Genomic DNA, 25,127 nt, shown 5'->3' with positions numbered 1-25,127 from the left:
GACCCAACCCTCACGGCGCAATCGCCTGCGCCGCAAAGTGCGCTGCGGGCTCCACCAGCTGCATCTGCTCGGCAACCAGCGGCAGATCGCGCGAGCCGGGCGCTGTGGCCTTGACCAGCGAATACAGGGTGGCTGTTGCCAGCTCCAGGGCCTGTGGCAGGGCTTTCCCGTCCACCAGCCGGCCCAGCAGGGTGGCGGCAAACACATCGCCCATGCCATTGGGCAGCGGGTGCAGGTCGATGCGGGGCGTGGTTACCAACCAGGCGCCTGTGCCGTTGACGGCCAGCGTGCCAAGCTGGTCGGCCGCGATGTCGGGTGTGGCCAGGCTGGTGATGATGATGGTGTCCGGCCCACGGCCGCGCAACTGGCGGGCCACCGCCACTGCTTCGCCGATGCTGGCGAGCTTTGCGCCGGTCAGCAGCTCGAACTCAAACTGATTGGGCGTGATGATGTTGGCAAACGGAATGGCCTGGTCGCGCAGAAAATTGGGGATGGCCGGGTTCACGAACAGGCCGCGCCCGACGTCGCCCATCACCGGATCGCACAGGTAGCGCAGTTGCGGGTTGGCGTGCCGGATGTCACCTACCGCATCAAGGATGACGCTGCCGGTTTCCGCATTGCCCAGGTAGCCCGACAGCACCGCGCCCACCTTGTGCAGCACGCCGCGCTCGCGCAGACCGGTCAGGATGCTCTGGATATGCTCCGCGCTCAGGATCTGGCCGCGAAACTGGCCGTAGCCCGTGTGGTTGGAGAACAGCACCGTGTGCACCTGCAACACCTCAAAGCCCAGGCGCTGCAGCGCGAACACCGCCGCCGAGTTGCCCACATAGCCCCAGGCCACGTTCGATTGGATGGACAGGATGATGGGTTTGGCAGCAGTGCTCACGGGCGCAATCCTTTAAAAAAGATAGCGTCTATTGTCCGCCAGCGGTGCGCCACTCGTCTTGCAAATGCTGCAAAAGCTGCGCGGCGGGCAGGGCGCGTGCCTGCGCCACACCTTGCCCGGCCCAAAGCGATAGGTATTGCGCATCACCCGCCGTGCCCGCCAGCTTGCGCAGCGCACCTGTCAGCGCGTTTTGCACCGGGTAGGCCGGAATATCGGCCTCGTCGGGCTCCAGCGTGCTGATCATGGCATTGCGGATGCCGCGTGCCGGGCGGCCCGAGATGGTGCGCGTGGTCACGGTGTCTGTTGCCCGGGCACCAGCCAGTGCGGTGCGGTACGCGGTGTTGATGGCCGATTCCGGGCAGACGAGGAAGGCCGTGCCCATTTGCGCGGCCTGTGCGCCCAGCGCCAGCGCAGCGGCAATGCCCGCACCATCCATGATGCCGCCTGCCGCAATCACCGGCACTTGCAGCTGGAGCACACAATCGCGCACGAGCGGCAGTGTGGCGACCATGGAGGTGGCGTAGTCGGCCAGGAAGGTGCCGCGGTGGCCACCGGCTTCGAGGCCGCTGGCGATCACCGCATCGGCGCCCACGGCTTGCCAGGCCAGCGCCTCGGCCACCGTGGTGGCGGTGCCCCACACAGCAATGCCTGCGGCATGCAGGCGCTGCACCTGGGCTGCCTCCAGAATGCCAAAGGTGAAGCTGGCCACGGCAGGGCGCAGCTCGATCAAAGTCTCCAGCTGCTGCGCAAAATCCTCACACCACTGCGCGGGCAGCGCGGGCTCAGCGCCAAAGTGGGCGTAGAGGGGCGCCAGGCGTTGCATGGCGCGCTGCACCTGCGCGGGATCGGGCGTGGGTGTGGCTTGCACGAACAAATTCATCGCAAAGGGCCGCTGCGTGTGCGCGCGCACGGCGGCTGCGGCCTCGCGCATGGCCTGGGGCGAGCGCATGCCGCAGCCGAGCGAACCCAGCCCTCCGCCCGCAGACACGGCTGCCGCCAGCGCCGCGCTGTCGGCCCCGGTCATCGGGCCTTGCACCACGGGCAGCAGCAGATCCAGTTGTTGCATCAGAGCAGTTGGCATGGCGTGATCCTTTGGGGGTTAAAACGGTTGCTGGCGCGCATCTGGTGCGCGGTGAGACTGCAAAACAGATAGCAATTGCTGCACCGCTGGTGTGCGGTAGCCATTGCGGGTGATGAACATGGTGGTACAGGGCGCCAGCGGCAGGGTAGTGATCGGCAAGGGGTCGCGCTGCAGATCGAGCACCGCCTGCGGCGCCACGGCCACGGCGCTGCCAGCCGCCACGCTTGCCAAAATGGCGTAATACGAATGCAGCTGCAGCACCTGTGCGGGCGGCGCACCGCGCGTGCGCTGCATCCAGTCTTCGCCAATGCGGCGGTAGGTGCAGCCATCGGTGAATGCAGCCAGCGTGGCGGGCGCGTCATGCTCCGTGCTGCCAGCGGGCAGCAGCAGGCGCAGCGGCTCTTCGTACAGGGGCTCCAGTGTCAGGGGCAGCGGCTCGCCCAGATCCGGGGCTGGCCAGGCCACCAGGGCAGCGTCCAGTTCGTGGTCCAGCAGCTGCTCCACCAGTTGGCGCGAAGGTGCGGTAGACAGTACCAGCTGCACATCGGGGTGGCTGCGATGGAACTGCGCCAGTGGCTGCGGCAGGCGCACGGCGGCCGTGCTTTCCATCGAGCCCAGGCGCAGTCGGCCGCTGGGCTTATCGGCGCGCAGGTTCTGCTCGGCTTCCTCGGCCAGCGACAGCAACTGCCCCGCATAGCGCTGCAGGCGCAGGCCCTCGGGGGTCAGCACCATGCGCCGGGCTTCGCGCACAAAGAGCGGCACGCCCAGCGATTCTTCCAGCTGCTGGATGCGCGTCGTCACGTTGGACTGCGCGCGGCCCAGCTGCTGCGCGGCGCGCGTGATGCTGCCGCTTTCGGCAACCTGCAGAAAAATGGCGAGCGAGGCAAGGTCGAGCATGGCTGGCAAAAATATCTATCTTTTTATGGAATGGTAATTTATCATTTAATCTCAAAAAAAGATAGATAAAGCCATGTCCATCTCTGCGCCTGCATCTTCTGCCGCGTCTTTGCCACCAACATCGGCAACTCCCGCCCTGAGCCAGCGGCCCTGGCTGGTTGCCATTGCCGGCATGATTGCCATGGCATCGGCCATGGGGGTGGGGCGCTTTGCCTTCACGCCGCTGCTGCCGATGATGCTGCACGACGGCAGCGTCACCCTGGCCCAGGGCAGCTGGCTGGCGATGAGCAATTACATCGGCTACTTTGTCGGCTCGCTCGTGTGCATGGCACTGCCCTGGGTGGCCAGGGGTGTGGTGCAGCGCTGGCACCCTGCGCGCATGGTGCGCTGGTGGCTGTTTTTCACTGCGGCGCTGACGGCCGCCATGGCGCTGCAATGGCCCGGGGCCTGGGCCAGCCTGCGATTTGTATCGGGTGTGGCAAGTGCCGTGGTGTTCCTCAATATCACCTTGTGGTGCATGTCGCAGCTGGCGCATCTGGGCAGGCCTGCGCTGGGCGGTCTGGTGTTCTGCGGGCCGGGCCTTGGCATCCTGGTGACAGGCCTGGCCACCAGCGGCATGGTGGCGGCGGGCTGGCATGCGGTCAGCGGCTGGCTGGTGTTTGCGCTGCTGGCGGCGCTCTTCTGGCTGCTGGTGCTGCCCGTGGTGCGGGGCGCGCTGGCGCCACTGCCCGCCGCGCAGCCGGGTGCAGCAGCGGCGTCCGCTGCGGAAGGCCCGCTCGACCGTGCCTTGCTCACCGCAGCCTATAGCTTTGCCGGGCTGGGCTATATCGTTACTGCGACTTATCTGCCGGTGATTGCCCGTGGTGCGTTGCCGCAAGGCTCTGTCTGGCCCGATCTCTTCTGGCCCATGTTCGGTGGTGGCGTGGCACTGGGCGCATATCTGTCAACCCATGTGCCCATGCGGTGGGACAGGCGCAAGCTGCTGATGGCGGGCTATGGCGTTCAGGCGCTATCGATTGTCATCAGCTTTGTATGGCCTACGCCGGTGGGTTTTGCGCTGGGCAGCATTTTGCTGGGGCTGCCGTTTACCACCATCACCTTCTTTGCGCTGCAGGAGGCGCGGCGCATATGGCCCGCTGCGATCAGCAGCTTTCCGGGCCTGCTCACCGCAGCCTATGGCCTGGGGCAGATCGTGGGCCCGCCCATGGTGGCCTACATGCTTGCCCACACTGCCAATACCCAGACCGGTTTTGCCTATGGGCTGGCCGTGGCTGCAGGTGCGTTGGTGCTGGGCATGCTGCTCTATGCCTGGATGATGGTGCGCCATCCGCAGCGCAGCGTATGACGGCTTTGCAGCGATTCCACGCGGCCGGCACGTGCTTGTTTCAGCGCTCCAATACGCTGTCTGCACTTCACTGACAGGCGCGGGCAGCTATCAAAAACAGAGCCGATGAATTTTGGTAACCGAGGTGTAACCTTGGGGTAAACTCCGGTGCGCAAACGTTTGCGTCATGCAAACATGCGGCTTCTCGCAGTAACTGCTTTGGCTCCGCTTTTGCAGCGCCGCGTTTTGCATACCTATTTTTCTGGAGACTCTCATGCGCTTTTCCCGCCGTACCCTGACTGCTGCGCTGGCCCTGGCTGCCGTGGCTGGTTTCTCCCATAACGCTGCTGCAGCTGACAAGCCCAAGGTGGCGCTGGTGATGAAGTCGCTGGCCAATGAATTCTTCCGCACCATGGAAGATGGCGCCAAGGCGCACCAGAAGGCGCATGCCTCCGAGTACACCCTGCTGGCCAATGGCATCAAGGACGAGACCGATACCGCAGCCCAGATCAAGATGGTCGAGCAGATGGTGGCGCAGCGCGTCAACGCCATCGTGATTGCACCGGCTGACTCCAAGGCGCTGGTGCCGACGCTCAAGGCCGCGGCCGACAAGGGCGTGCTGGTGATCAATATCGACAACAAGCTGGACGCCGATGCCTTGAAGAGCAAGGAGCTGAGTGTGCCCTTCGTCGGCCCCGACAACCGTGCGGGCGCAAAGCTGGTGGGTGATTTCCTGGGCAAGCAGCTCAAATCCGGCGACAAGGTGGCGATTGTGGAAGGCGTGTCGACCACCTTCAACGCACAGCAGCGCACGCTGGGCTTTCAGGACGCGATGAAGGCCGCAGGCATCAACGTGGTGAGCGTGCAGTCCGGCCAGTGGGAAATCGACAAGGGCAACACCGTGGCAGCCGGCATGCTGCGCGAAAACCCCGACCTCAAGGCCATCTTGGCAGGCAACGACAGCATGGCGCTGGGCGTGGTCGCAGCCGTGAAGGCCTCGGGCCGCACCGGCAAGGTGGACGTGGTGGGTTACGACAACATCGCCGCCATCAAGCCCATGCTCAAGGACGGCCGTGTACTCGCCACTGCCGACCAGTTTGCCGCCAAACAGGCCGTATTCGGTATCGAAATTGCACTGAAGGCCCTGGCCGAGAAGAAAAAGCAGAACGACATGCCCACCGAGGTAAAGACCGATGTCGTGCTGGTTACCAAGGACACCAAATAAGCGCTGCGCAAACGGTACAACGGCCATGAATGCGATGGAAAACCCAGGCACGCCGCGCGTTCGCCTGCAAGACATTGGCAAAGCCTATTCCGGCACCACAGTGCTGCAGGGCGTGAGCCTGGATCTGCATGCGGGCGAAGTGCTAGCGCTGACCGGCGAGAACGGGGCGGGCAAGAGCACCTTGTCCAAGATCCTGTGCGGTCTGACCGATCCGTCGCAGGGCAGCATGCAGCTCGATGGCCAGCCCTTTGCACCCGCGTCGCGGCGCGATGCAGAGCACCACGGCGTGCGCATGGTGATGCAGGAGCTGGGCCTGATCCCGACCCTGTCGGTGGCGGAAAACCTGCTGCTGGGCCGCCTGCCCCACCATATGGGCTGGCTGGATCACACCGCCATGCGCGCCCTGGCCGTGGAGCAACTGGCCAAGATTGGCATGACTGGCATCGACCCCGACACACCGGTGTCGCAGCTGGGTATTGGCCAGCAGCAGATGGTGGAAATTGCCCGCAATCTGCGGGACGGCACGCGCGTGCTGGTGCTCGACGAGCCCACCGCCATGCTCACGCCCAAGGAAACCGAGCACCTGTTCGAGCAGATTGCGCTGCTCAAGGCGCGCGGTGTGGCGCTGGTCTATGTGTCGCACCGGCTCGAAGAATTGCAGCGCATTGCCGACCGTGTGGCGGTGCTGCGCGATGGCCGGCTGGTGGATGTGCGCCCCATGGCAGGTGTGCAGGAGCACGAGCTGGTGGAGCGCATGGTGGGCCACGCCGTGCAGGACAACGAAGGCCGCCCGCGCCGTGCGCGCGGCGCGCTGCGCCTGTCGGCCAGAAACATGCAGCGCGGCAGGCTGGTGCGCGGTGTGAGCCTGGATCTGTATGCGGGCGAGATCATGGGCCTGGCTGGCCTCGTGGGCTCGGGCCGTACCGAACTGGCGCGCCTGCTGTTTGGTGCCGATCGTGCCGATGCGGGCGAGATCACCGTGCATGCCGGGCCAGCGGGTGCGGCAGGTGTTCGCACGTCTGCAAGCGTTACGCCCAACTGGCGCAATCCGGTCGATGCCATCCGCGCGGGCATTGGCCTGGTGACGGAAGACCGCAAGTCGCAAGGCCTGCTGCTGTCGCAATCCATACGCGCCAACACCACGCTCGCAGGCATGCGCAAGGTGGCGCGGGCAGGCTGGCTGCAGCGCGCGCAAGAGAGCGCAGTGGCGCAGCACTTCATCGAGCGGCTGCGCATCCGCTCGCGCGGGCCGGAGCAGGCTGTTTCCACCTTGAGTGGCGGCAACCAGCAGAAGGTGGTGTTTGCCCGCTGGTTGCACCAGCCCTGCGATGTGCTGCTGCTTGACGAGCCCACTCGCGGCGTGGATGTGGGCGCGCGGGCCGATATCTACCACGAGGTGGATCGCATGTGCGACGACGGCAAGGCCGTGCTGATGGTGTCGAGCGATCTGCGGGAGCTGATGGCCATGTGCGACCGCATTGGCGTGATGCACAACGGCCAGCTGGTGGCCGTGTTTGAGCGTGGCCAGTGGACGGACCAGCAACTGCTGGCCGCAGCATTTGGCAATACCGGCACGGCCGGTGCAACCCAGGCGGCGTGAGCCGCCGCATTGAATGATCTAGAGCAGGCGAGGACGAGAAGCCATGACAACACAACCCAACGCGCAGCAAGGCGGAGCCGCTGCGGCGGCTGCACCCGCAGGCTTCATGCAGGCCTGGGGCACCTATGTGGGCCTGCTGGTGGTGCTGGTCGGCATGATCGCGCTGTTCAGCTTTCTCTCCGAATATTTCTGGAGCAAGGAAACCTTTGTCACCATCGCCAATGAAATCCCCGCGCTCGCGGTGATGGCGGTGGGCATGACCTTTGTGCTGATCCTGGCGGGCATCGATTTGTCGGTGGGATCGGTGCTGGCGCTGTCGGCGGCGGTGGCCGCGCAGGCCATTCTGGTGTGGGGGCTGGGCCCCTGGGCCGCAGGCCTGCTGGGGCTGATCACTGGCCTGCTGTGCGGCGCCGTGACGGGTGCCGTGTCGGTGGCCTGGCGACTGCCGAGCTTCATCGTGTCGCTGGGCATGCTGGAGGCACTGCGCGGTGGCGCCTATCTGGTGACCGACTCGCGCACCCAGTATGTCGGGGATGCGATCTCCGGCCTGGCCGCACCCATTGTCGACGGGGTTTCCGCAGCCTTTCTGATCGCGCTGGCGATTGTGGTTCTTGGCCAGATCGTGCTGACGCGCACGGTGTTCGGCCGCTATGTGATCGGCATTGGTACCAACGAAGAAGCCATGCATCTGGCGGGTATCGATCCGCGCCCGATCCGCATCATCGTGTTCGCGCTCACCGGCCTGCTCGCGGGCCTGGCGGGCCTGATGCAGTCTGCGCGCCTGGAGGCCGCCGACCCGAATGCAGGCACCGGCATGGAGCTGCAGGTGATCGCCGCCGTGGTGATTGGCGGCACCAGCCTGATGGGTGGCCGCGGCTCGGTGATCGCTACCTTCTTTGGCGTGCTCATCATTGCCGTGCTTGAAGCGGGCCTGGCCCAGGTGGGCGCGAGCGAACCGGCCAAGCGCATCATCACCGGCGTGGTGATCGTGGTGGCGGTGATCATTGATACCGTGCGCCAGCGCCGTGCGGCGCGTCGCGCGTGATCGGGCGGTGATGACAAGTATCAAGGATGTAGCGCGCGTTGCGGGGGTGTCGGTCACCACGGTATCGCATGTGCTCAACAAGACGCGCGCGGTTCTGCCCAGTACGCAGGAGCGGGTGCTGGACGCGGTGCAAAGCCTGGGATATGTGCCCAGCGCCGTGGCACGTAGCCTCAAGATGAACGCCACGCACACCATCGGCATGCTGGTGCCCAACAACTCCAACCCCTATTTCGCGGAGCTGGTGCGCGCGGTGGAAGACGCCTGCTTTGCAGCCGGTTACGCGCTCTTGCTGTGCAACACCGATGACAACGCCGACCGCCAGAAAGTTTATCTGGATGTGCTGTCGCAAAAGCGGGTAGATGGCCTCATCGTGGCCTCGACCAGCGACGACGAGACCATGTCGCGCCACCTGGCGCAGACCGCCATTCCGATGGTGCTGATCGACCGCGCGATTGCCGGGCTGGAGCGCCCCTGCGTACAGACCGACCATGTGCAGGGCGGCTTGCTGGCGACCGAGTACCTGGTGGCTCTGGGCCACCAGCGCATCGCCTGCATTGGCGGGCCCGAGCACCTGCATTCCAGCGCACAGCGCGTGCAGGGCTGGCGCCAGACCTTGCAGCGGATGGGCCACGGCACAGACTTGCTGGTGCACGCCGATTTCAGCGTCAACGGCGGCTACCTGGCCATGCAGACCTTGCTGCAGGGCCCGGTCAGTGCGCGTCCCACGGCGGTGCTGGCCTGCAACGACCTGATGGCCATGGGCGCCCTGCGGGCGGTGCATGAACATGGTCTGCAGGTGCCGCAGGATGTGGCGGTGGTGGGTTACGACGATATCGAACTGGCCAGCTACACGCAGCCGCCGCTCAGCACGGTGGCGCAACCGGTCAAGGCCATGGCGCACCAGGCGCTGGCGCTGCTGCGGGAGGATATGCAGGCAGGCAAGCTGGCGCAGCGGCAGTCTTCGGCCACTGTGCAGATGCTCGCGCCCGCCTTGGTCAAGCGGGCCAGCAGCAAGCCTGCTGGCCATCGTGCAATGCAAACTTTGGGCGGAGGAATGGTGTGAGCGCACCGATTTTGAGCCAGGCGCCGCGCATCGTGGTGCTCGGCAGTCTGAACATGGATCTGGTGCTGCGCGTGCCGCACATGCCGCGGGCGGGTGAAACCATGCTGGGCCACTCGCTTACGCAGGTGCCAGGCGGCAAGGGCGGCAACCAGGCGGTCAGCTGCGCGCGCCAGGGCGCGGCGGTGACGCTGCTGTCCTGTGTGGGCGAAGATGCCTACGCCGAGCAACTGCTGGCGGGCCTGGTGGCAGACCATATCCACGCGCAGCATGTGCAGCGCACTGCGCTGGCAGGAACAGGTGTGGCCGTCATCAGCGTGGACGATGCGGCGCAGAACCAGATCGTGGTGGTGCCGGGTGCCAATGAGCTGCTGCGGGTGCCGCAGGCACTGCTGCAGGCGCAATTGCAGGGTGCAGATTACGTGGTGCTGCAGCTGGAGACACCGCTGGCCGAGGTGGAGCAGGCGCTACGCCTGGCGCGCCAGACGGGCTGCAAAACGGCTCTCAACCCATCGCCCATGCAAGCTTTGCCAGAACACTGGTGGCCGATGGTAGACCTGCTGGTGGTCAACGAAAGCGAAGCGGCGCAGCTGTGCGGCCGGCCGGTGGATACGCCACAGGCTGCCGCCGCTGCTGCACGCCAGCTGCAGGGCCGTGGCGTGGCGCAGGTGGTGGTGACGCTTGGCGCCCTTGGCGCCGTGGCGTGTGATGCGACCATTGCCAATGATGACGGCACGGAGGCAATCCCAGGCGTTGCCCACTGGCACGAGGCGGCGCAGGTGCAGGCGGTGGATACCACGGCTGCGGGGGATACCTTTCTGGGCGCACTCACCGTGCAACTGGCGCGGGGCCTGGGCCTGAACGATGCCACCCAATGGGCCATGCGCGCGGCCAGCATTTGCGTGACCCGTGCGGGTGCGCAGCCTTCCATCCCTTATTTTGCCGAAGTCGAAACTCTGACCGGCGCTACCCGTTGGAGTCTCGTATGAAGCGCAGCCCCTTGCTCAATATCGAGCTGTCCCAGGTCATTGCCGGCATGGGCCATGGCGATGTGCTGGTGATTGGCGATGCTGGCCTTCCGGTGCCGCCCGGCGTGCGGCGCATTGATCTGGCGGTAGCCCAGGGCGTGCCAACGGTCAAGCAGGTGCTCGCTGCCGTTCTGAGTGAGCTGCAGGTGGAGCGCGCCGTGGTGGCGAGCGAATGCCTGTCTGCCAATGATGGCAACGGCGCCAAGGGCGCGTTGCCTGACTGGTATGCCTGCCAGGGCGACCGATTGCCCGTTGCGCCGCAATCGATCTCGCACGAAGATTTCAAGGCCTTGACTGCCCGGGCTGTGGCCGTAGTGCGCACGGGCGAGTTCACGCCCTATGCCAATGTGGCACTGGTATCGGGCGTGGTTTTCTAGAGCTTGGTAGCGGGCCCGCTGGTGGGCGCCCGCGATGCCATGGGCGCCAGCGGCAGGCGCAGCACGAACACCGCGCCACCGCCTTCGCGGGCCTCGCAATGCACATGGCCATCGTGCCGCTCGGCAATCGAGCGCACCAGCGCCAGGCCCAGGCCCACGCCGCCATGGCGCTCGCTCGCGCCAGGCATGCGGTAGAAGGGCTCGAAAATGCGGTCGCGCTGGTCTTCGGGGACACCGGGGCCGCGGTCTGCGACCCGGATTTCCGCATAGGCGCCCTGCTTGCCCAGGAAGAGGGTGATCGGCCCTTGCGTGTAGCGGCGGGCGTTTTCCAGCAGGTTGCGAATGGCGCGGCGCAGCAGCTTGGCAATGCCGCGCACTTCGATGTCTTCATCGGCATGCACGTCGAGCTCGGCGTCGATGCGGGCGCATTCTTCGGCGCACAGGCCCATCAGGTCGATCAGCTCGGACGTGCCCACATCGGCCTCGCGCGCATCCAGCCGGCTGGCCAGCAGGATCTCGTCGACCAGCTGATCGAGCTCGGCAATGTTGCGCTGGATTTCCTGCTTGAAAGTGGGCGAAGGCTTGTCGCCCATCAGCTCCACCCCCATGCGGATGCGGGTGAGCGGGCTGCGCAGCTCATGCGATGAGTTGGCCAGCAGCGACTTGTGCGACTGCACCAGTGTTTCGATACGCGCCGCTGCGGCATTGAACTGCTGGGCCAGCTCGCCCACCTCGTCATTGCCACGCACATCGACGCGCACCGACAGGTCGCCGTCGCCAAACTGTTTGACGCCATTGCGCAGGCGCTCCAGCCGCCCCATCAGGCGGCGGATGATGGGGAACACACCCACGATCACGACGACACCGATGAGGCCCAGCATCCACAGAAAACCGAATGGCGGCTTGACCCAGAACCACCAGGGGCCCAGGTTGGGCGGTGGCCGGTGGGGGCCGCCCCGGTCGGTGCGGCGCTGCAGTTCCATCTCGAAGCTGCGGCCCGCGTCGTCTTCGATCAGGTACAGCACCTTGTCGCCAGGCTCGCCGGGCTGGCGCACGGCTTCCCCGTGCAGCAGCACGGAGCCGTCCGGCCCCCGGATGTACAGCTCGCGCGCAGGCGGCTGCATGGGTGTTGCGTTCTTTTCCGCCGCCACCTGCCAGGCCCAGCCGATCACCAGAATCAGCACCGCCACGCCGCCGACCACAGTGAGCCAGATGCGAAGGTAGAGCCGTTCGGCGAAGTACTTGTACAACTGCATTTCTAGGGGGAAGGCTTCTGGCGCCCGCTGGGAGCGCGCATACGGCTATGAATGGTGGAGCTCAATCCTGTTGTTTGGCAAAAACGTAACCCACGCCACGTACCGTGAGGATGCGGCGCGGGTTTTTTGCATCGGCTTCGATGGCCGCGCGGATGCGGCCCATGTGCACGTCGATGGAGCGGTCAAAGGCCTCGAGTTCGCGCCCACGCACGGCTTCCATGATCTGGTCGCGCGAGAGCACGCGGCCCGCACGTTCGGCCAGGGTGACGAGCAGGTCAAACTGGTAGCTGGTGAGGTCGGCCGGTTTGCCGCCCACGGTCACGGTGCGTGCATCGCGGTCGATCTCCAGGCTGCCAAAGCGCAGTACCTGGGCAGGTTGGGCCGAGGCCGGGCCGCCATCGCCCCGGCGGCGCAGGATGGCGCGGATGCGGGCGAGCAGCTCGCGCGGCTCGAACGGCTTGGGCAGGTAGTCGTCCGCCCCCACTTCCAGGCCGATCACGCGATCCATCGGGTCTCCCTTGGCGGTCAGCATCAGGATGGGGACCTGCGCGGCGGGGCTGCTCAAGGTGCGGATGCGGCGGCAGACTTCCAGGCCATCGATATCGGGCAGCATCAGGTCGAGGATGACCAGATCGGCCGGCTGGCCGCTGGCAGGCTCCTGCAGTGCCTGGAGGCCACTGGTGCCATCGGCCATGTGCGTGACTTGCAGGCCCGACTGGTTCAGATACTCGGTCACCATATTGGCCAGGCGCTCGTCATCTTCGATCATCAACAGTTGGTGGGTATGCATCGCAGTCATGGTGGTGGGCGGGCGGGCCCGCGGATTTCAACAGTGGAACATGCTGGCACGCCGCCATGGCGCAGGCTTGTCCCGTCCGTAAAGTTTGGTAAACCGGCTCTCTGTAGCTCCTATTGTTTTTCGGGCGGAGCGCTGTGCGCTGCGTGCACGCGCGAGGCAAGCCACACCAGCACGAGCACCGGCAAGCCCAGAAGCGCGGTTGAGACAAAGAATTGTGCATAGCCGAAATGGTCGACATACAGCCCGGAGAAACCGGCGATCCATTTGGGCAGCAGCACCATCATCGAGCTGAACAGCGCATATTGCGTGGCCGAATAGTTCACGTTGGTCAGGCTTGAAAGATAGGCGATGAACGCCGCCGACGCAATGCCGCCAGCCAGATTGTCGGCCGAAACCACGACGATCAGCCCCGTCAGATCGTGGCCGCGCGTGCTGAGCCAGGCAAACAGCAGGTTGCTGGCGGCCGACAGCACGGCCCCGAGCATCAGCACCCGCATCACGCCGATGCGCATGCTGATGATGCCGCCGACAAAGGCGCCAGCCAGTGTCATGATCACGCCGAACACCTTGCTGACCGAGGCGACTTCGGCCTCGGTGTAGCCCATGTCCACATAGAAAGGATTGGCCATGATGCCCATCACCACATCGGAGATGCGGTAGACGGCAATCAGCGCGAGGATCAGCGCCGCATGCCAGCCGTAGCGCTGCAGAAAATCGGCAAACGGCGCCACCAGGGTCGATTGCAGCCACTCCTGGGCGTTGCGCGCGGCAGGCAGGGCCTTGGCCTGCGGCTCGGGTGACAGCAGCACGGTCAGCAATCCCACGGCCATGGATGCTGCCATCACGCAGTAGGCCATGCGCCAGGCCTGCGGCTGGTAGTCTCCGGCCCCGGACTGCAGGGCGGCCGCCACCAGCCACAGCACGCCGGCTCCGGCCCAGATCATGGCAATGCGGTAACCCGTCTGGTAGGTGGCCGCCAGCGCGGCCTGCTTGTCGCTGCTGGCCGATTCGATGCGGTAGGCGTCGAGCGCAATATCCTGTGTGGCCGAGCCAAAGGCCGTCAGAACGGCAAAGGCCACCATGGTGTTCAGGTGCTGCTGCGGATCGGTGAACGCCATGCCCAGCAAGCCGCCGATCACCATGCACTGGGCCAGCAGCAGCCAGCTGCGGCGCCGGCCCAGCAGCCGGTACAGGCCCGGCAGGGGCAGGCGGTCCACCAGCGGCGACCAGACCCACTTGAAGGCATACGCCAAGCCCACCCAGCTGATGAAACCGATGGTGGCGCGCTCGATACCGGCCTTGCGCAGCCAGAAAGAGAGGGTGCCCATGACCAGCAGGAACGGCAGCCCGGCGCTGAAACCCAGGGCTAGCATGCGCAGGCTGGCTGGCTCGGTGTAGACGCGGAATGTCTCGCCCCAGGAGCGGCGAGCGAGTGTGTCGGTAGAAGTTGCGGAATCCGCCATGGATAAGGTGTGCCAAAACGTGGTGCAATTTTGACAAGCAGAAGGCGTTGCGGCCATTTTCTGAAGAAAAAACGCCCTGCATGCGCCTAGTTTGCGTTCACCGCACCTGAATCAATTGCGGCGCAACGCTGTGCGGGGCCGCAGACTGTTGCCAATATACGCTCTTTGAGCGGTGCTTTTGGCGGCCTCTGGTTGTGGGGCGCGGCAGGTAAGATAGGCATTCTTCTCAGCCGTATCGCCATGTCGGATCTGCATCTGCATTCACCGCTGCTTGCCCCGGATTACTCTGTGCGCCACTACAGCGGCGAACAGCAGGCGCACAGCCACGGCCATGTACAGCTGCTGTATGCGCTGGCCGGGCGCATGGAGCTGGAGGTGGATGGCAAGGCTGCCTATGTGGATACGGCCAGTGGTGTGGTCATTCCCGCCGGAGCCACGCACGCCTACCTGGCCCAGCATGGCAGCGCGATTGCCGTGGTCGACGCCCCCGAGCAGGCGGGCCTGGCCCAGTTGCGCCGCTTTGCGGCGCCCACGGCGGCATGGCTGGGCACGCATGCCTCGCAAGGCACCATGGCTGAAGCCTACCTGGCCTGGGTGCTGCAGTCACCCGTGTTGCTGCAGCGCCGCGCGCTTGATGTGCAGGCCATCACCCGCGCCGTGCAGGCCGATCTGGCGGCTGACTGGCCAACGGCGCAGCTTGCGGCGCTGGCGCACCTGAGCGCGCAGCGCTTTCATGTGCGCTGGCAGGAGCTGACCGGCCGCACGCCCCAGCAATGGCTGCGCGATCTGCGTCTGGATGCTGCGAGCCGCGCCCTGGCTGCTGGCGAGCCGCTGGAGACCACCGCCCTGCGCTGCGGCTACAGCAGCGCCAGCGCGCTGGCCTATGCGCTGCGGCGTGACCGGGGCGTTGGCAGCCGCAGCCTGCGCAGGCGGGCGCCTTCCATTCGTTGATTGCTATCTTTTTGATAGCTAAATGCGCCTGCTGAGAAGGCGATGGAGCTATTTTTCTGTACATGAATCCGGTGCAAGCGTTTCTCGACATTTGCGGGCCGCTTGCGAGCGCACCATAGCAGCATGAATCCTTCTGCTATGTCCTCGTCATCGTCTGCGGCTGCTTCTTCGTCAAAGACGGGCTCTGGCGCACCATCTTCGTCAGCGCAAGGCATTGCGCTGGTGGCGCTGGCCGGGGTGCTGTGGGGCACCAGCGGCACTGCGCAGTATCTGGGCGCTGCAGGCCTTTCGCCTTTCTGGGTGGGGGCGGCGCAGCTGGCGGCGGCCAGCGTGTTTTTGGGGCTGGCCCTGTGGTGGGCGTTGCAGCGCAGGCCTGGCAGTCTGGTACTGCGTCCGCGCGCTGCTGGGTTGCGCTGGTCGTGGTTTTTCTGGGCATCGCTCGGGATTGGCGGCTACAGCGTGTTCTTCTACGAAGGGCTGCAGCTGGCGGGCGTGGGCGTGGGTACGGCCGTGGCCATAGGCAGCAGCCCCATCTGGGCGGGTCTCTTGCAGGCGCTGGTGCTGCGCGCGCCATTGTCTGCGCTCTGGTGGCTGGGCACTTTGATGAGCGTGGCGGGCGGGGCGGCCATGGTGCTGGGCAAAGGGGGCGGCGGCAGTGCGTCCTGGCCGGGGCTGGTGATGTGTCTGCTGGCGGGGCTGTCTTATGCGGGTTATGCGCTCATCAACAAGCGGCTGGTGAGCCATATGTCGCCCAAGGTGGTGAACTTCTATGTGTTCACGGGAGCCGCGCTGCTGGCAGCCCCCGTGGCTTGGGTGCAGGCAGGCCAGCCGCAGTGGAGCCTGTCCTCCGTGCTTGTGGTGATCTATCTGGGGGCGGTGGTCTCGGGTATTGCGCACATGCTGTTCTCGATTGGCTTGCGCCATATCTCCGGGCCTACCGGGGTGGCACTCAGCCTGATCGAGCCTGTGGCTGCCTTTGTTCTGGCGGTGTGGGTGGTGGGTGAGCACCAGCCGCTGGTGGCCTGGCTGGGATTGGCGGGTGTTCTGGTGGGCCTGTTGGTGGTGGTGCGTGCCGAGATGGCTGTGGGTGCGCCTTCTGCCGCTTGATGGGGCAGGCATTGGCAAGGGCGTTCTCTCGACGGCCTTCTTGCCTGCTTTCATAATGGAGGCCATGCACCTCACCAACGCATTCCTTTCCTCCCTGCAACAACCCAGGCGCCTGCTGCAAGGGCTGGCCATGGGTGCTGCCATGCTCACCCTGGCCACGCCCGTAGTGGCGCAGGTGGAGGTCGGCAAGTCGTCGGCCATGCGCAACCTGGTGCCTGCCGAGACGCTGGAGCAGGCTGCCGTTCAGCAGTATGGTGAGCTGCTTGCGCAGGCCCGGCAGCAAGGCGCGCTGGCGCAGCCCGGCAATGCGCAGTTGCAACGCCTGCAGACGATTGCGCAGAGGCTGATTCCGCAGGCGCTGGCATGGAACGACCGTGCCAGGAGCTGGAAGTGGGAAGTCAACCTGATCGGCAGCAAGCAGATCAACGCCTTTTGCATGCCCGGCGGCAAGATCGTGTTCTTCACCGGCCTGATCGACCAGCTGCAGCTGACTGACGACGAAATCGCCATGGTGATGGGCCACGAGATGGCGCATGCGCTGCGCGAACATTCCCGCGAACAACTGGCCAAGACGCAGGCCACCGATCTGGGCATCCGCCTGGGCGCAGCGATTTTCGGGCTGGGAGACATGGGTACGGCCGCCGCCAATCTGGGCGGCAAGCTGCTGACGCTAAAGTTCAGCCGCTCGGATGAATCGGACGCCGATCTGGTGGGGCTGGAGATGGCCGCGCGCGCAGGCTACAACCCGCAGGCATCGGTCACGCTGTGGGAGAAGATGGGCCAGGCCAACGGCGGCGGTGGCATCGGCTTTTTGTCCACCCACCCCACGGGCCCCGATCGCATCGCCAAGCTGCAGGCCAATGTGCCCAAGGTGGCAGGCCTGTACGAACAGGCCCGCAAGCGCTGACGGCGGCGATGCTATGGGCGGCAGCAACCCCTGTGCTGGCGCTGGCTGCTGCCGTTGCTCTGCCACCAACCGCCCAGGCCGGGGAACCAAGGCTTCCGCTGCCGCCGGGGCGCTACACCTTTGAACACCGTTTTGCCGAGCAGCCCAGCCTGCTGCATGCCAAGGTGCTGGTCATCATCCGCAAGCGGACGATTCAGGTGATCAATACGCAGGCGCACCCGCCTTTTCCCAAGGGCGTGATCGCGCAGGGCCCGCTGGTATGGAACCAGCCGACCGGGCAGTGGATCATTGGCGAGGGAGCGGGCGACCGCACCACTGCCGAAGTGGGCGGTTGCAGCGATGGGCCCGAGGTGGTTGATCTGGTGAAGAGAATCTACTGGACTTGTTGACCGCCGCCAGTATCTGTACCGAAATCGATACCGAGGATCAATTTGCTATTGTTTATATAGCATTTGGTGCTTTTCTGGAAAACGCCTGAGCCCGCTTTCGATCAGGTTCCGCCCACATAGGGATTCATCTTGCGTTCGCGGCCAAATGTGCTCTCGGGCCCATGGCCGGGGATGAAAACTGTCTGGTCGCCCATCGGCCACAGGCGCTGGGTGATGGAGTCGATCAGTTGTTGGTGATTGCCCTGCGGAAAATCCGTGCGGCCAATGCTGCCGGCAAACAGCACATCGCCCACAAAGCAGCGGTCGATCTGCGGCGCATGAAAAACGACGTGCCCCGGCGTATGGCCCGGGCAGTGGCGCACGTTCAGGGTTTCCTGGCCAATCGTCACCGTATCGCCATCGTGCAGCCAGCGCGTTGGCGTGAAAGGCTGCACGGGCGGAAAACCAAACATCTGGCTTTGCTGCGGCAGTCCGTCAATCCAGAACTGGTCGCCTTCCTGCGGGCCGATGATGGGCAGCTGCATTTTCTCGGCCAGCTCGCCCGTGCCGCCTGCGTGATCTATGTGCGCATGGGTCAACCAGATGGCTTTGAGCGTGAGCCCCAGGCGTTCGATTTCCCAGCCAATCTGCTCCAGATCGCCGCCCGGGTCGATGACGGCGGCCTCCATGGTCTGGTCGCACCACACCAGCGAACAGTTTTGCTGGAACTGGGTGACGGGAACGGTGTGGTAGTGGAGCATGGCAGGCAGAGGTGCTGAAAGGCAGGGTCTTAGAACGTATTTATGATCTCCTCGCGGCTGCGTAGAGATCGTAAGCACGTTCGTATTATCGGCGCTCTGCCCATATGCTCACTCAAGCCTGCTGTCGCAGCGGATCGTGATAGGCGAGCAGGCGCAGTGCGTTGATCACCACCAAGAGCGTCGAGCCCTCATGCACCGCCACGGCCGCGCCGATACCCAGGCCCATGATGGTGGCCGGCACCAGAAACGCCACGATGCCCAGGCTGACAAAAACGTTCTGGCGGATCACCCCGCGCGTGTGGCGGCTCAGCCCCACGGCAAACGGCAGGTGGCGCAGGTCGTCGGCCATGAGCGCCACATCGGCGGTCTCCAGGGCAACGTCCGAGCCCGCCGCGCCCATGGCAATCCCGACCGAGGCATTCGCCATGGCGGGCGCGTCGTTCACACCGTCGCCCACCATGGCCACCGGGGCCTGCGCGCGCAGCTTGCGAATGGCACTGACCTTGTCTTCGGGCATCAGGTTGCCCCAGGCTTCGTCCAGCCCCACATCCTTGGCCACGGCCTGGGCCACCGTGGTGTGGTCGCCCGAGATCATGACCATGCGGGTGATGCCCAGCTCCCGCAATTGCTGAAGTGCCTCGCGCGCACCGGCGCGCGGTGTGTCCATCAGCCCGATGACACCCAGATCGCGGCCCCCGCGCCGCACCGCCATGGTGGTGCGACCCGCCTCGCGCAGCTGCGCGACAGCGGCGGTGGCCGCCTGCCCGAGCGGGCCGGTGTCGCCGCTGCCAAACATTTCGGCCTTGCCGATCCATACCGCCTCGCCAGCGACCGTAGCGACCACGCCTTGCCCCGTGAGGCTGCGCAGATCGGTGGCGGCTGGCAACTGCGTATTGGGCCCGAGGCGCTCGTGCCCGTCGCGCACGATGGCCGCTGCCAGCGGATGGTCGCTCAGCGCCTCGACGGCCACGGCCACCGACAGCAACTCCTGCGTATCGACACCCTCCACCGGCACCACATCGGTGATGCGGGGGCGGCCTTCGGTCAGCGTGCCGGTCTTGTCAAAAGCCATGGCCTGCAGGGCACCCAGCTCCTCAAGGGGCGCGCCGCCTTTGATCAAAACGCCGCTGCGCGCGGCGCGGGCAATGCCCGAGAGCACGGCGCTGGGCGTGGCAATGGCCAGCGCGCAGGGACTGGCTGCGACGAGCACGGCCATCGAGCGGTAAAAACTGTCGCGGAACGGCTCGTCCACCACCACCCAGGCAAACAACAGCACCACCGCCAGCAGCAGCACGAGTGGAACGAAGATGCGCTCGAATTTGTCGGTGAACCGCTGCGTGGCGGATTGGCGGGTTTCGGCCTCGCTCACAAGGCGTACCACGCGGGCCAGCGCAGAATCGCCCGAGCGGCGCGTGACCTCGATCTCGATGGCGCCAGCGCCGTTGATGGTGCCGGCAAACACCCGCGATGCTGCATCAACCCCGGTGTCGGGCCGCGTGCGGGCCAGAGCAACATCGAGCACCGGCCGCTTGTCCACCGGAATGCTCTCCCCCGTGACCGGCGCCTGGTTGATGCTGGTGGTGCCTAGCACCACAAAACCGTCGGCGGGCAGGCGCTCGTTGGGCCGCACCAGCACGACGTCGCCCGGGATCAACTGCTCGACGGGGATCTCGATCGGCTCTCCGTCGCGGCGCACCACTGCCGTGGTGGGCGCCAGCTCTGCCAGAGCCTCGATGGCGCGTTTGGCGCGGCCCATGGCATAGTGTTCAAGCGCATGCCCCAGGCTGAACAGAAACAGGAGCAGCGCCCCTTCGCCCCATGAACCGAGCGCCGCTGCTCCCGCTGCCGCCACCAGCATCAATGTGTCGATCTCGAAGCGCTTTTTGCGCAGGTTGCCGATGGCCTCGCGCAGGGTAAAAAAGCCGCCAAAAAAGTAGGCTGCCACATAGCACGCCAGCGGCAGCCAGGCCGGAGCACCTGCCACCCACTTGCCAATGGCTGCGCCTGCCGCGAGCAGCAGCCCGCAGACGAGCGCAAACACCATTTCGGTGTTCGCACCCAACAGCCCTGTGTGGCTGTGCCCGTCGTCCGCTCCTTCTTCTGCATGGCGGTGGCCGGGGCTGCCATGGCCTGGATCCGTCGCTTGGTCGGTGGACTGCTGGGTATTGCTTGGTTTGTCGTCCATGAAGGGTACCTTCCTTCGCTGCCTTGCCGATCAACCTGCGGTGGATTTGCCGCATTGATCACAAAACCGCGCGCCTGCAGACAGCCCCGCGCCGCACTGGGTGCACGCGGGAGACACCAGTGACTGGCCGCATTGCGGACAGAAGCGGGTACCGGCGGCCACTGCGGTGCGGCAGCCTGGGCAGGTGCCAGCCCCCGGCGCCGATCCGCCCGAAGGGGTGTAGTAAGGCCTTGCGCCATGACCGCCACCGTGGTGGCCGCCATAGCCGTGAGATTGAAAAAGCCGACTCAGTATTCCCATGGTGCTCTCTCCTGTTGCTACATCATTCACTGGCGCATTGGTTGCCGCAGCATGTGCTGCATGGCGTCAGTTATATAGGTTCAGGAGCCGCGCTGGGGGCCATTGTTCCATTCATGACCCAAATGTAATCTGCGCGTCATGTGATCAGAGGGAGAGCCTGCAAAAGTGGCCTGCATGCCAGGGGGCTGTTGCGGCTTTGGGGTATCTGGGGCAGCTTCTTGCTGCCGTCTTGCGCTGGAATAAGGCATAGGCACAGACGCGCATAGCCCAAACAGGACGATCATGCTACAACCCAAGGAAGACGCGCTTGCGCGCCATGAATACTGCATGAGAGGAGATGATCCGTGTCCAGCAACGAGAGCCCGAACTCCGCAGGCGGAAGCACCCCGCCGAGTGGAATGCAACCCCATGGCGCCCAACGCATTGGCGTCTTGAAGGAAACCTTCCCGCTGGAAAAGCGCGTGGCCACCGTGCCGGAGGTGGTGGAAAAGCTCATCAAGCTGGGCTTTGGCGTCTGCATCGAAGCCGGTGCTGGCGAAGCGGCCAACTGCAGTGACGATGCCTACCGCGCAGCAGGGGCAGAGGTGCTGCCCGATGCGGCCTCTGTCTGGGCCGCCGCCGACATCATTTTCAAGGTGCGCCCACCCAGCCGCGAAGAAGTGGCGCAGATGCGCGAAGGCCAGATACTGATCGACTTCATCTGGCCCGCGCAGAACCCCGGGCTGATGGAGCAGCTCGCCGCCAGAAAGACGACGGTGCTGGCCATCGACTGTCTGCCGCGTACCCTCTCGCGTGCGCAGAAGATGGACGCGCTGACGTCGATGGCCGGGGTTTCGGGCTACAGGGCTGTGGTGGAGGCCGCCAATGCCTTTGGCCGCTACTTCAATGGCCAGATCACGGCGGCAGGCAAGGTGCCACCGGCCAAGGTCTTCATCGCAGGCGCCGGTGTGGCGGGCCTCGCGGCCATCGGCACGGCAGCCAACCTGGGGGCCGTCGTGCGCGCCAACGACACGCGCGCCGAGGTGGCCGATCAAGTCAAGTCACTGGGCGGTGAGTTTGTGGCGGTGGATTACGAGGAAGAAGGCTCGGGCGGCGGCGGCTACGCCAAGGTGATGAGCGAGGGCTTCCAGGCCGCGCAGCGCAAGATGTATGCCGAGCAGGCCAAAGAGGCCGACATCATCATCACCACCGCCTTGATCCCGGGCAAGCCCGCGCCCAAGCTCATCACGGCCGAGATGGTGCAGAGCATGAAGCCTGGCAGCGTGATCGTGGACATGGCGGCCGAGCAGGGCGGCAACTGCGAGCTGACGGTACCCGGCCAGGCCGTGGTGCGCCATGGCGTCACCATCATTGGCTATACCGATCTTGCCTCGCGGCTGGCCAAGCAGTCGTCCACCCTGTACGCCACCAACCTGCTGCGCCTGACCGAAGAGCTGTGCAAGGCCAAGGATGGTGTGGCGCTGGTCAATATGCAGGACGACGCAATCCGGGGCTTGACCGTTATCAAGGACGGCACTGTCACCTGGCCCGCGCCACCGCTCCCGCAGGCACCGGCCCCCGCACCCAAGGCGGCAGCGCTCGTGGCCGAGAAAAAGAGCAGCCACGGCCATGGCGCTGGCGCGCCGATGTCTGCCAAGGCGCTGGCTATCGTCTTTGCCGTGGCGGCCGTGCTGTTCTGGCTGATCGGCGCCTATGCGCCAGCGGCCTTCCTGGGGCACTTTACGGTGTTCGTGCTGGCCTGCTTCATCGGCTACATGGTGGTGTGGAATGTAACGCCCGCGCTGCACACGCCGCTGATGAGCGTGACCAACGCCATCTCCAGCATCATCGCCATCGGGGCGCTGGTGCAGATCGCTCCACCCGGGGCTGGCGCGAACGGACGGCCTGACGGGCTGATCATGTGGCTGGCCTTTGCTGCACTCGTGTTGACGGCAGTCAATATGTTTGGCGGCTTTGCCGTGACCCGCCGCATGCTCGCCATGTTCCGCAAATAACAACGACAACAACAAGAAAGAAGACGAACATGTCCCAAAGCATGGCTACGGTGGCCTATCTCGGTGCTGCCATTCTCTTTGTCCTCAGCCTGGGTGGTCTGTCCAACCCGGAAACCTCGCGCCGCGGCAACCTGTTTGGCATGATCGGCATGGCGCTGGCGGTGCTGGCCACGGTCTTCGGCCCGCGGGTCAGCCCCTCGGGCATCGCCTGGATCGTGATCGCGCTGGTCATCGGCGGGGGTATCGGCCTGTATGCCGCAAGAGTCGTGAAGATGACCCAGATGCCCGAGCTGGTGGCGCTCATGCACAGCCTGGTGGGGCTGGCGGCCTGTCTGGTGGGTTACGCCAGCTATGTCGATACGTCGGTTCAGTTCACAGGTGCAGAAAAGGCGATCCACGAGGTGGAAATCTACGTTGGCATTCTGATCGGTGCGGTCACCTTCTCGGGCTCTCTCATCGCCTTTGGCAAGCTTAACGGCCGTATCGGCGGCAAGCCGCTCCTGCTGCCCGGGCGCCACTGGCTCAATCTGGTCGCGCTCCTGGTGGTGATCTGGCTGGGCAAGCAGTTCCTGGGCGCCCACGACGTGCAGGCGGGCATGCTGCCGCTGGTGGTGATGACGGTCATTGCGCTGCTGTTTGGCGTGCACATGGTGATGGCCATTGGCGGCGCCGACATGCCGGTGGTGGTGTCCATGCTCAACAGCTACTCGGGCTGGGCAGCGGCGGCCACTGGCTTCATGCTCAGCAACGACCTGCTGATCGTCACCGGTGCGCTGGTGGGCTCGTCCGGCGCTATCTTGAGCTACATCATGTGCCAGGCGATGAACCGCAACTTCATCAGCGTCATCGCGGGCGGCTTTGGCTCTGGCGCGGGCACGCCTGCCAAGAAGGGCGATGCGGCCGAGCCGCAGGGCGAAGTGGTGCCGGTAACCGCAGTGGAGACCGCCGAGCTGCTGCGCGAGGCCAAGAGCGTGGTCATCGTGCCGGGCTACGGCATGGCGGTGGCACAGGCGCAGCATACGGTCAACGAGATCGTCAAGACGCTGCGCGAGCGTGGTGTCAATGTACGCTTTGCCATTCACCCCGTGGCGGGCCGCATGCCGGGCCACATGAACGTGTTGCTGGCCGAGGCCAAGGTGCCTTACGACATCGTGCTGGAGATGGACGAGATCAACGAAGACTTTCCGGACACCGACGTGGCAATGGTGATCGGTGCCAACGACATCGTGAACCCTGCCGCCCAGGACGACCCGGCCAGCCCCATCGCCGGCATGCCGGTGCTGGAGGTGTGGAAGGCTCGGCATTCCATTGTGATGAAGCGCTCCATGGCATCGGGCTACGCCGGTGTAGACAACCCGTTGTTCTACAAGGAGAACAACCGCATGCTGTTTGGCGATGCCAAGAAGATGCTCGATGAGGTGCTGGCAGCACTGCGGGCCTGAGAATGCGCCAGAAAAAGGAGCGCATGGCGCTTATTGGTTGCCCGATTCAGGCAAAAGCAGTCTGAATCGGGCTGGTGCAAGACGCCAGCCGCTTTCCTTTTTCGACAGCTTTGTCCCAGAGGGGCTGTAGCACTCAGCCCGTGCGTGCTTTATTGCGCGCTTGATTTCGCTGCCTTGGACAGCCGCACGAATTCGTGAAATCCACTCAGGTAGGCGCCCAGGTTTTTACGGGTCGCTTCATCGGTCAACGCTCCTTCAGCGTTGAAAGCATTCTGCGCGCGCGACACCAGCACCGAGCCGCCGCTGTACAGCGTAACGCCCAGCAGCTTGAGCGTGGGCAGCCAGGCGGCCTGGGAAGATACGGTGCCAAAGCCGCTCATGGAGGCGCCGATAATCCCTGTGGGCCGTTTGGCAAAAATGGCCTTCATGTCGGCGCGCGAGAGCCAGTCGATGCCATTCTTGAAGACACCCGGCACGCCGTTGTTGTATTCGGGGGTGACCATCAGCAGGGCATCGGCGTTCAGGATCTGTGCCTTCAATTGCTGCACGGCGGCAGGAATGCCTTCGCCTGCTTCCGTGTCGCCGTCGTACAGCGGTATGCCGTGCAGGGTTGCCACTTCGATATCCATGCCCTGGGGCGCCAGGGATTGCGCTGCCCGGGCAAGCGCCGTGTTGAAGGATGCATGGCGCAGGCTGCCTGACAGCGCCAGCACCCGGCAGGTGCTGCCTGCGTTGCGGATATCGGGCGTTTCGCGCAGCGCCTCGCTCAGCTGGTCGATCAATTGCGTCCATTCGGGCGCGTCCTGCAGCTTTTTCTCGCGGATGAACTGCGCCTGCGCTTCGTCCCAGAAGGGAGCGTCGGCCAGCAGCGTGTCATTGGGCAGGGGACGGTGCTGGTTCAGGAAGGCGGCAATGGCCTCGGGCGAATTGGGAAGGCCCAACTGCGCAAACAGATCGTGAAAACGGAAGAAGTTATCGGACATGAAGATCGCTCCTGATGGCTGACAGAAGAAGGCGGTAGCACGCTTGCGCGCGATAGCGCGCGCCACAGCGCAAGTTGGCCGGGGCAGG

General features: G+C 65.1%; 22 protein-coding genes and 1 pseudogene. 13 read left to right on the top strand and 10 right to left on the bottom strand.

From position 1 onward, the window contains the following. Positions 1–10: 10 nt before the first annotated feature. From pdxY to HNP33_RS02380, 3 genes and pseudogenes are all read right to left on the bottom strand, one after another. Positions 11–886: a pyridoxal kinase PdxY gene (gene pdxY, locus HNP33_RS02390; protein ID WP_184704895.1), complete on the bottom strand. Its 876-nt coding sequence runs from the start codon at positions 884–886 to the stop codon at positions 11–13. Between the two features lie 28 nt (positions 887–914). Continuing rightward, positions 915–1,970, bottom strand: a pseudogene (locus tag HNP33_RS02385) (NAD(P)H-dependent flavin oxidoreductase); the annotation flags it as partial. 15 nt (positions 1,971–1,985) lie between these two features. Then, complete coding sequence (locus tag HNP33_RS02380; RefSeq protein ID WP_184704891.1) at positions 1,986–2,864, bottom strand: LysR family transcriptional regulator; 879 nt, start codon at positions 2,862–2,864, stop codon at positions 1,986–1,988. Between the two features lie 73 nt (positions 2,865–2,937). On the opposite strand from HNP33_RS02380, the gene HNP33_RS02375 reads away from it, so the two are divergent. The 7 genes from HNP33_RS02375 (at position 2,938) to rbsD (ending at position 10,523) form a co-directional block, all read left to right on the top strand. After that, on the top strand, positions 2,938–4,209 hold the full coding sequence (locus HNP33_RS02375) for a YbfB/YjiJ family MFS transporter (RefSeq protein ID WP_184704889.1): 1,272 nt from the start codon (positions 2,938–2,940) through the stop codon (positions 4,207–4,209). A gap of 253 nt (positions 4,210–4,462) precedes the next feature. Further along, the gene (locus HNP33_RS02370; RefSeq protein ID WP_184704887.1) at positions 4,463–5,413 is read left to right on the top strand and encodes a sugar ABC transporter substrate-binding protein; all 951 of its coding nucleotides are present in this window, start codon (positions 4,463–4,465) and stop codon (positions 5,411–5,413) included. Between the two features lie 25 nt (positions 5,414–5,438). After that, entirely contained in the window at positions 5,439–7,013 is a 1,575-nt protein-coding gene (locus HNP33_RS02365) for a sugar ABC transporter ATP-binding protein (protein ID WP_233464278.1), read from the top strand. Positions 7,014–7,119: 106 nt separating this feature from the next. After that, positions 7,120–8,058: an ABC transporter permease gene (locus HNP33_RS02360; RefSeq protein ID WP_224152557.1), complete on the top strand. Its 939-nt coding sequence runs from the start codon at positions 7,120–7,122 to the stop codon at positions 8,056–8,058. A 10-nt stretch (positions 8,059–8,068) separates the two neighbouring features. After that, positions 8,069–9,121 (top strand): LacI family DNA-binding transcriptional regulator, encoded by a 1,053-nt coding sequence (locus tag HNP33_RS02355; RefSeq protein ID WP_184704882.1) that lies wholly within the window; start codon positions 8,069–8,071, stop codon positions 9,119–9,121. After that, positions 9,118–10,107: a ribokinase gene (gene rbsK / locus HNP33_RS02350; RefSeq protein ID WP_325064898.1), complete on the top strand. Its 990-nt coding sequence runs from the start codon at positions 9,118–9,120 to the stop codon at positions 10,105–10,107. Before HNP33_RS02355 ends, rbsK begins: the two co-directional genes overlap by 4 nt. Then, positions 10,104–10,523, top strand: a complete 420-nt coding sequence (gene rbsD, locus HNP33_RS02345; protein WP_184704880.1) for a D-ribose pyranase — start codon at positions 10,104–10,106, stop codon at positions 10,521–10,523. The genes rbsK and rbsD overlap by 4 nt, the downstream gene beginning before the upstream one ends. Here the strand turns inward: rbsD and HNP33_RS02340 are convergent. The 3 genes from HNP33_RS02340 to HNP33_RS02330 all read right to left on the bottom strand — a co-directional run bounded on the left by HNP33_RS02340 (position 10,520) and on the right by HNP33_RS02330 (position 14,041). Continuing rightward, positions 10,520–11,779, bottom strand: a complete 1,260-nt coding sequence (locus HNP33_RS02340; protein WP_184704878.1) for a sensor histidine kinase — start codon at positions 11,777–11,779, stop codon at positions 10,520–10,522. The genes rbsD and HNP33_RS02340 overlap by 4 nt on opposite strands. 61 nt (positions 11,780–11,840) lie before the next feature. After that, a complete protein-coding gene (locus HNP33_RS02335; RefSeq protein ID WP_184704876.1) occupies positions 11,841–12,569 on the bottom strand; it encodes a response regulator transcription factor in 729 nt (242 codons plus the stop codon). Positions 12,570–12,688: 119 nt separating this feature from the next. Beyond that, complete coding sequence (locus HNP33_RS02330; RefSeq protein WP_184704874.1) at positions 12,689–14,041, bottom strand: AmpG family muropeptide MFS transporter; 1,353 nt, start codon at positions 14,039–14,041, stop codon at positions 12,689–12,691. A gap of 240 nt (positions 14,042–14,281) precedes the next feature. Between HNP33_RS02330 and HNP33_RS02325 the strand changes: the two genes are divergently transcribed. The 4 genes from HNP33_RS02325 (at position 14,282) to HNP33_RS02310 (ending at position 17,395) form a co-directional block, all read left to right on the top strand. Then, a complete protein-coding gene (locus tag HNP33_RS02325; RefSeq protein ID WP_184704872.1) occupies positions 14,282–14,992 on the top strand; it encodes a helix-turn-helix domain-containing protein in 711 nt (236 codons plus the stop codon). 123 nt (positions 14,993–15,115) lie between these two features. Beyond that, entirely contained in the window at positions 15,116–16,099 is a 984-nt protein-coding gene (locus tag HNP33_RS02320; protein ID WP_233464277.1) for a DMT family transporter, read from the top strand. 64 nt (positions 16,100–16,163) lie between these two features. After that, the gene (locus HNP33_RS02315; RefSeq protein ID WP_418903815.1) at positions 16,164–17,006 is read left to right on the top strand and encodes a M48 family metallopeptidase; all 843 of its coding nucleotides are present in this window, start codon (positions 16,164–16,166) and stop codon (positions 17,004–17,006) included. A gap of 8 nt (positions 17,007–17,014) precedes the next feature. Then, on the top strand, positions 17,015–17,395 hold the full coding sequence (locus HNP33_RS02310; protein ID WP_184704870.1) for a hypothetical protein: 381 nt from the start codon (positions 17,015–17,017) through the stop codon (positions 17,393–17,395). 101 nt (positions 17,396–17,496) lie between these two features. Here HNP33_RS02310 and HNP33_RS02305 read toward each other — a convergent pair whose 3' ends face one another. The 3 genes from HNP33_RS02305 to HNP33_RS02295 form a co-directional block, all read right to left on the bottom strand. After that, positions 17,497–18,135, bottom strand: coding sequence for an MBL fold metallo-hydrolase (locus HNP33_RS02305; protein WP_184704868.1), 639 nt, complete (start codon positions 18,133–18,135; stop codon positions 17,497–17,499). 112 nt (positions 18,136–18,247) lie between these two features. Then, on the bottom strand, positions 18,248–20,320 hold the full coding sequence (locus tag HNP33_RS02300) for a heavy metal translocating P-type ATPase (RefSeq protein ID WP_233464275.1): 2,073 nt from the start codon (positions 20,318–20,320) through the stop codon (positions 18,248–18,250). A 30-nt stretch (positions 20,321–20,350) separates the two neighbouring features. Beyond that, on the bottom strand, positions 20,351–20,620 hold the full coding sequence (locus HNP33_RS02295; RefSeq protein ID WP_184704866.1) for a zinc ribbon domain-containing protein: 270 nt from the start codon (positions 20,618–20,620) through the stop codon (positions 20,351–20,353). A 398-nt stretch (positions 20,621–21,018) separates the two neighbouring features. Here HNP33_RS02295 and HNP33_RS02290 point away from each other — a divergent pair, with 398 nt between their 5' ends. Beyond that, positions 21,019–22,614 carry a Re/Si-specific NAD(P)(+) transhydrogenase subunit alpha gene (locus tag HNP33_RS02290; RefSeq protein ID WP_184705224.1) on the top strand — a complete coding sequence of 532 codons (1,596 nt, stop codon included), beginning with the start codon at positions 21,019–21,021 and terminating at the stop codon, positions 22,612–22,614. Between the two features lie 29 nt (positions 22,615–22,643). After that, the gene (gene pntB, locus HNP33_RS02285) at positions 22,644–24,056 is read left to right on the top strand and encodes a Re/Si-specific NAD(P)(+) transhydrogenase subunit beta (protein ID WP_184704864.1); all 1,413 of its coding nucleotides are present in this window, start codon (positions 22,644–22,646) and stop codon (positions 24,054–24,056) included. A 149-nt stretch (positions 24,057–24,205) separates the two neighbouring features. Here the strand turns inward: pntB and HNP33_RS02280 are convergent, their stop codons facing one another. Further along, complete coding sequence (locus HNP33_RS02280; protein WP_184704862.1) at positions 24,206–25,039, bottom strand: DUF2789 family protein; 834 nt, start codon at positions 25,037–25,039, stop codon at positions 24,206–24,208. Positions 25,040–25,127: the final 88 nt, after the last annotated feature.

It is taken from the genome of Comamonas odontotermitis (genome assembly GCF_014207855.1).
In the GTDB taxonomy this organism is placed as follows: Bacteria; Pseudomonadota; Gammaproteobacteria; order Burkholderiales; family Burkholderiaceae_C; genus Comamonas; species Comamonas odontotermitis_A.
Note: the sequence above shows the minus strand (reverse complement) of the source record. Positions and strands in the feature narration are given on the sequence as shown.

Excerpts from the sequence above, each read along its gene's own strand:
- HNP33_RS02380 (WP_184704891.1), bottom strand. The coding sequence starts at position 2,864 with ATGCTCGACCTTGCCTCGCTCGCCATTTTTCTGCAGGTTGCCGAAAGC.
- HNP33_RS02375 (WP_184704889.1), top strand. The coding sequence starts at position 2,938 with ATGTCCATCTCTGCGCCTGCATCTTCTGCCGCGTCTTTGCCACCAACA.
- HNP33_RS02370 (WP_184704887.1), top strand. The coding sequence starts at position 4,463 with ATGCGCTTTTCCCGCCGTACCCTGACTGCTGCGCTGGCCCTGGCTGCC.
- HNP33_RS02365 (WP_233464278.1), top strand. The coding sequence starts at position 5,439 with ATGAATGCGATGGAAAACCCAGGCACGCCGCGCGTTCGCCTGCAAGAC.
- HNP33_RS02360 (WP_224152557.1), top strand. The coding sequence starts at position 7,120 with ATGCAGGCCTGGGGCACCTATGTGGGCCTGCTGGTGGTGCTGGTCGGC.
- HNP33_RS02355 (WP_184704882.1), top strand. The coding sequence starts at position 8,069 with ATGACAAGTATCAAGGATGTAGCGCGCGTTGCGGGGGTGTCGGTCACC.
- rbsD (WP_184704880.1), top strand. The coding sequence starts at position 10,104 with ATGAAGCGCAGCCCCTTGCTCAATATCGAGCTGTCCCAGGTCATTGCC.
- HNP33_RS02340 (WP_184704878.1), bottom strand. The coding sequence starts at position 11,779 with ATGCAGTTGTACAAGTACTTCGCCGAACGGCTCTACCTTCGCATCTGG.
- HNP33_RS02335 (WP_184704876.1), bottom strand. The coding sequence starts at position 12,569 with ATGCATACCCACCAACTGTTGATGATCGAAGATGACGAGCGCCTGGCC.
- HNP33_RS02330 (WP_184704874.1), bottom strand. The coding sequence starts at position 14,041 with ATGGCGGATTCCGCAACTTCTACCGACACACTCGCTCGCCGCTCCTGG.
- HNP33_RS02325 (WP_184704872.1), top strand. The coding sequence starts at position 14,282 with ATGTCGGATCTGCATCTGCATTCACCGCTGCTTGCCCCGGATTACTCT.
- HNP33_RS02320 (WP_233464277.1), top strand. The coding sequence starts at position 15,116 with ATGAATCCTTCTGCTATGTCCTCGTCATCGTCTGCGGCTGCTTCTTCG.
- HNP33_RS02315 (WP_418903815.1), top strand. The coding sequence starts at position 16,164 with ATGCACCTCACCAACGCATTCCTTTCCTCCCTGCAACAACCCAGGCGC.
- HNP33_RS02310 (WP_184704870.1), top strand. The coding sequence starts at position 17,015 with ATGCTATGGGCGGCAGCAACCCCTGTGCTGGCGCTGGCTGCTGCCGTT.
- HNP33_RS02305 (WP_184704868.1), bottom strand. The coding sequence starts at position 18,135 with ATGCTCCACTACCACACCGTTCCCGTCACCCAGTTCCAGCAAAACTGT.
- HNP33_RS02300 (WP_233464275.1), bottom strand. The coding sequence starts at position 20,320 with ATGGACGACAAACCAAGCAATACCCAGCAGTCCACCGACCAAGCGACG.
- HNP33_RS02295 (WP_184704866.1), bottom strand. The coding sequence starts at position 20,620 with ATGGGAATACTGAGTCGGCTTTTTCAATCTCACGGCTATGGCGGCCAC.
- HNP33_RS02290 (WP_184705224.1), top strand. The coding sequence starts at position 21,019 with ATGCAACCCCATGGCGCCCAACGCATTGGCGTCTTGAAGGAAACCTTC.
- pntB (WP_184704864.1), top strand. The coding sequence starts at position 22,644 with ATGTCCCAAAGCATGGCTACGGTGGCCTATCTCGGTGCTGCCATTCTC.
- HNP33_RS02280 (WP_184704862.1), bottom strand. The coding sequence starts at position 25,039 with ATGTCCGATAACTTCTTCCGTTTTCACGATCTGTTTGCGCAGTTGGGC.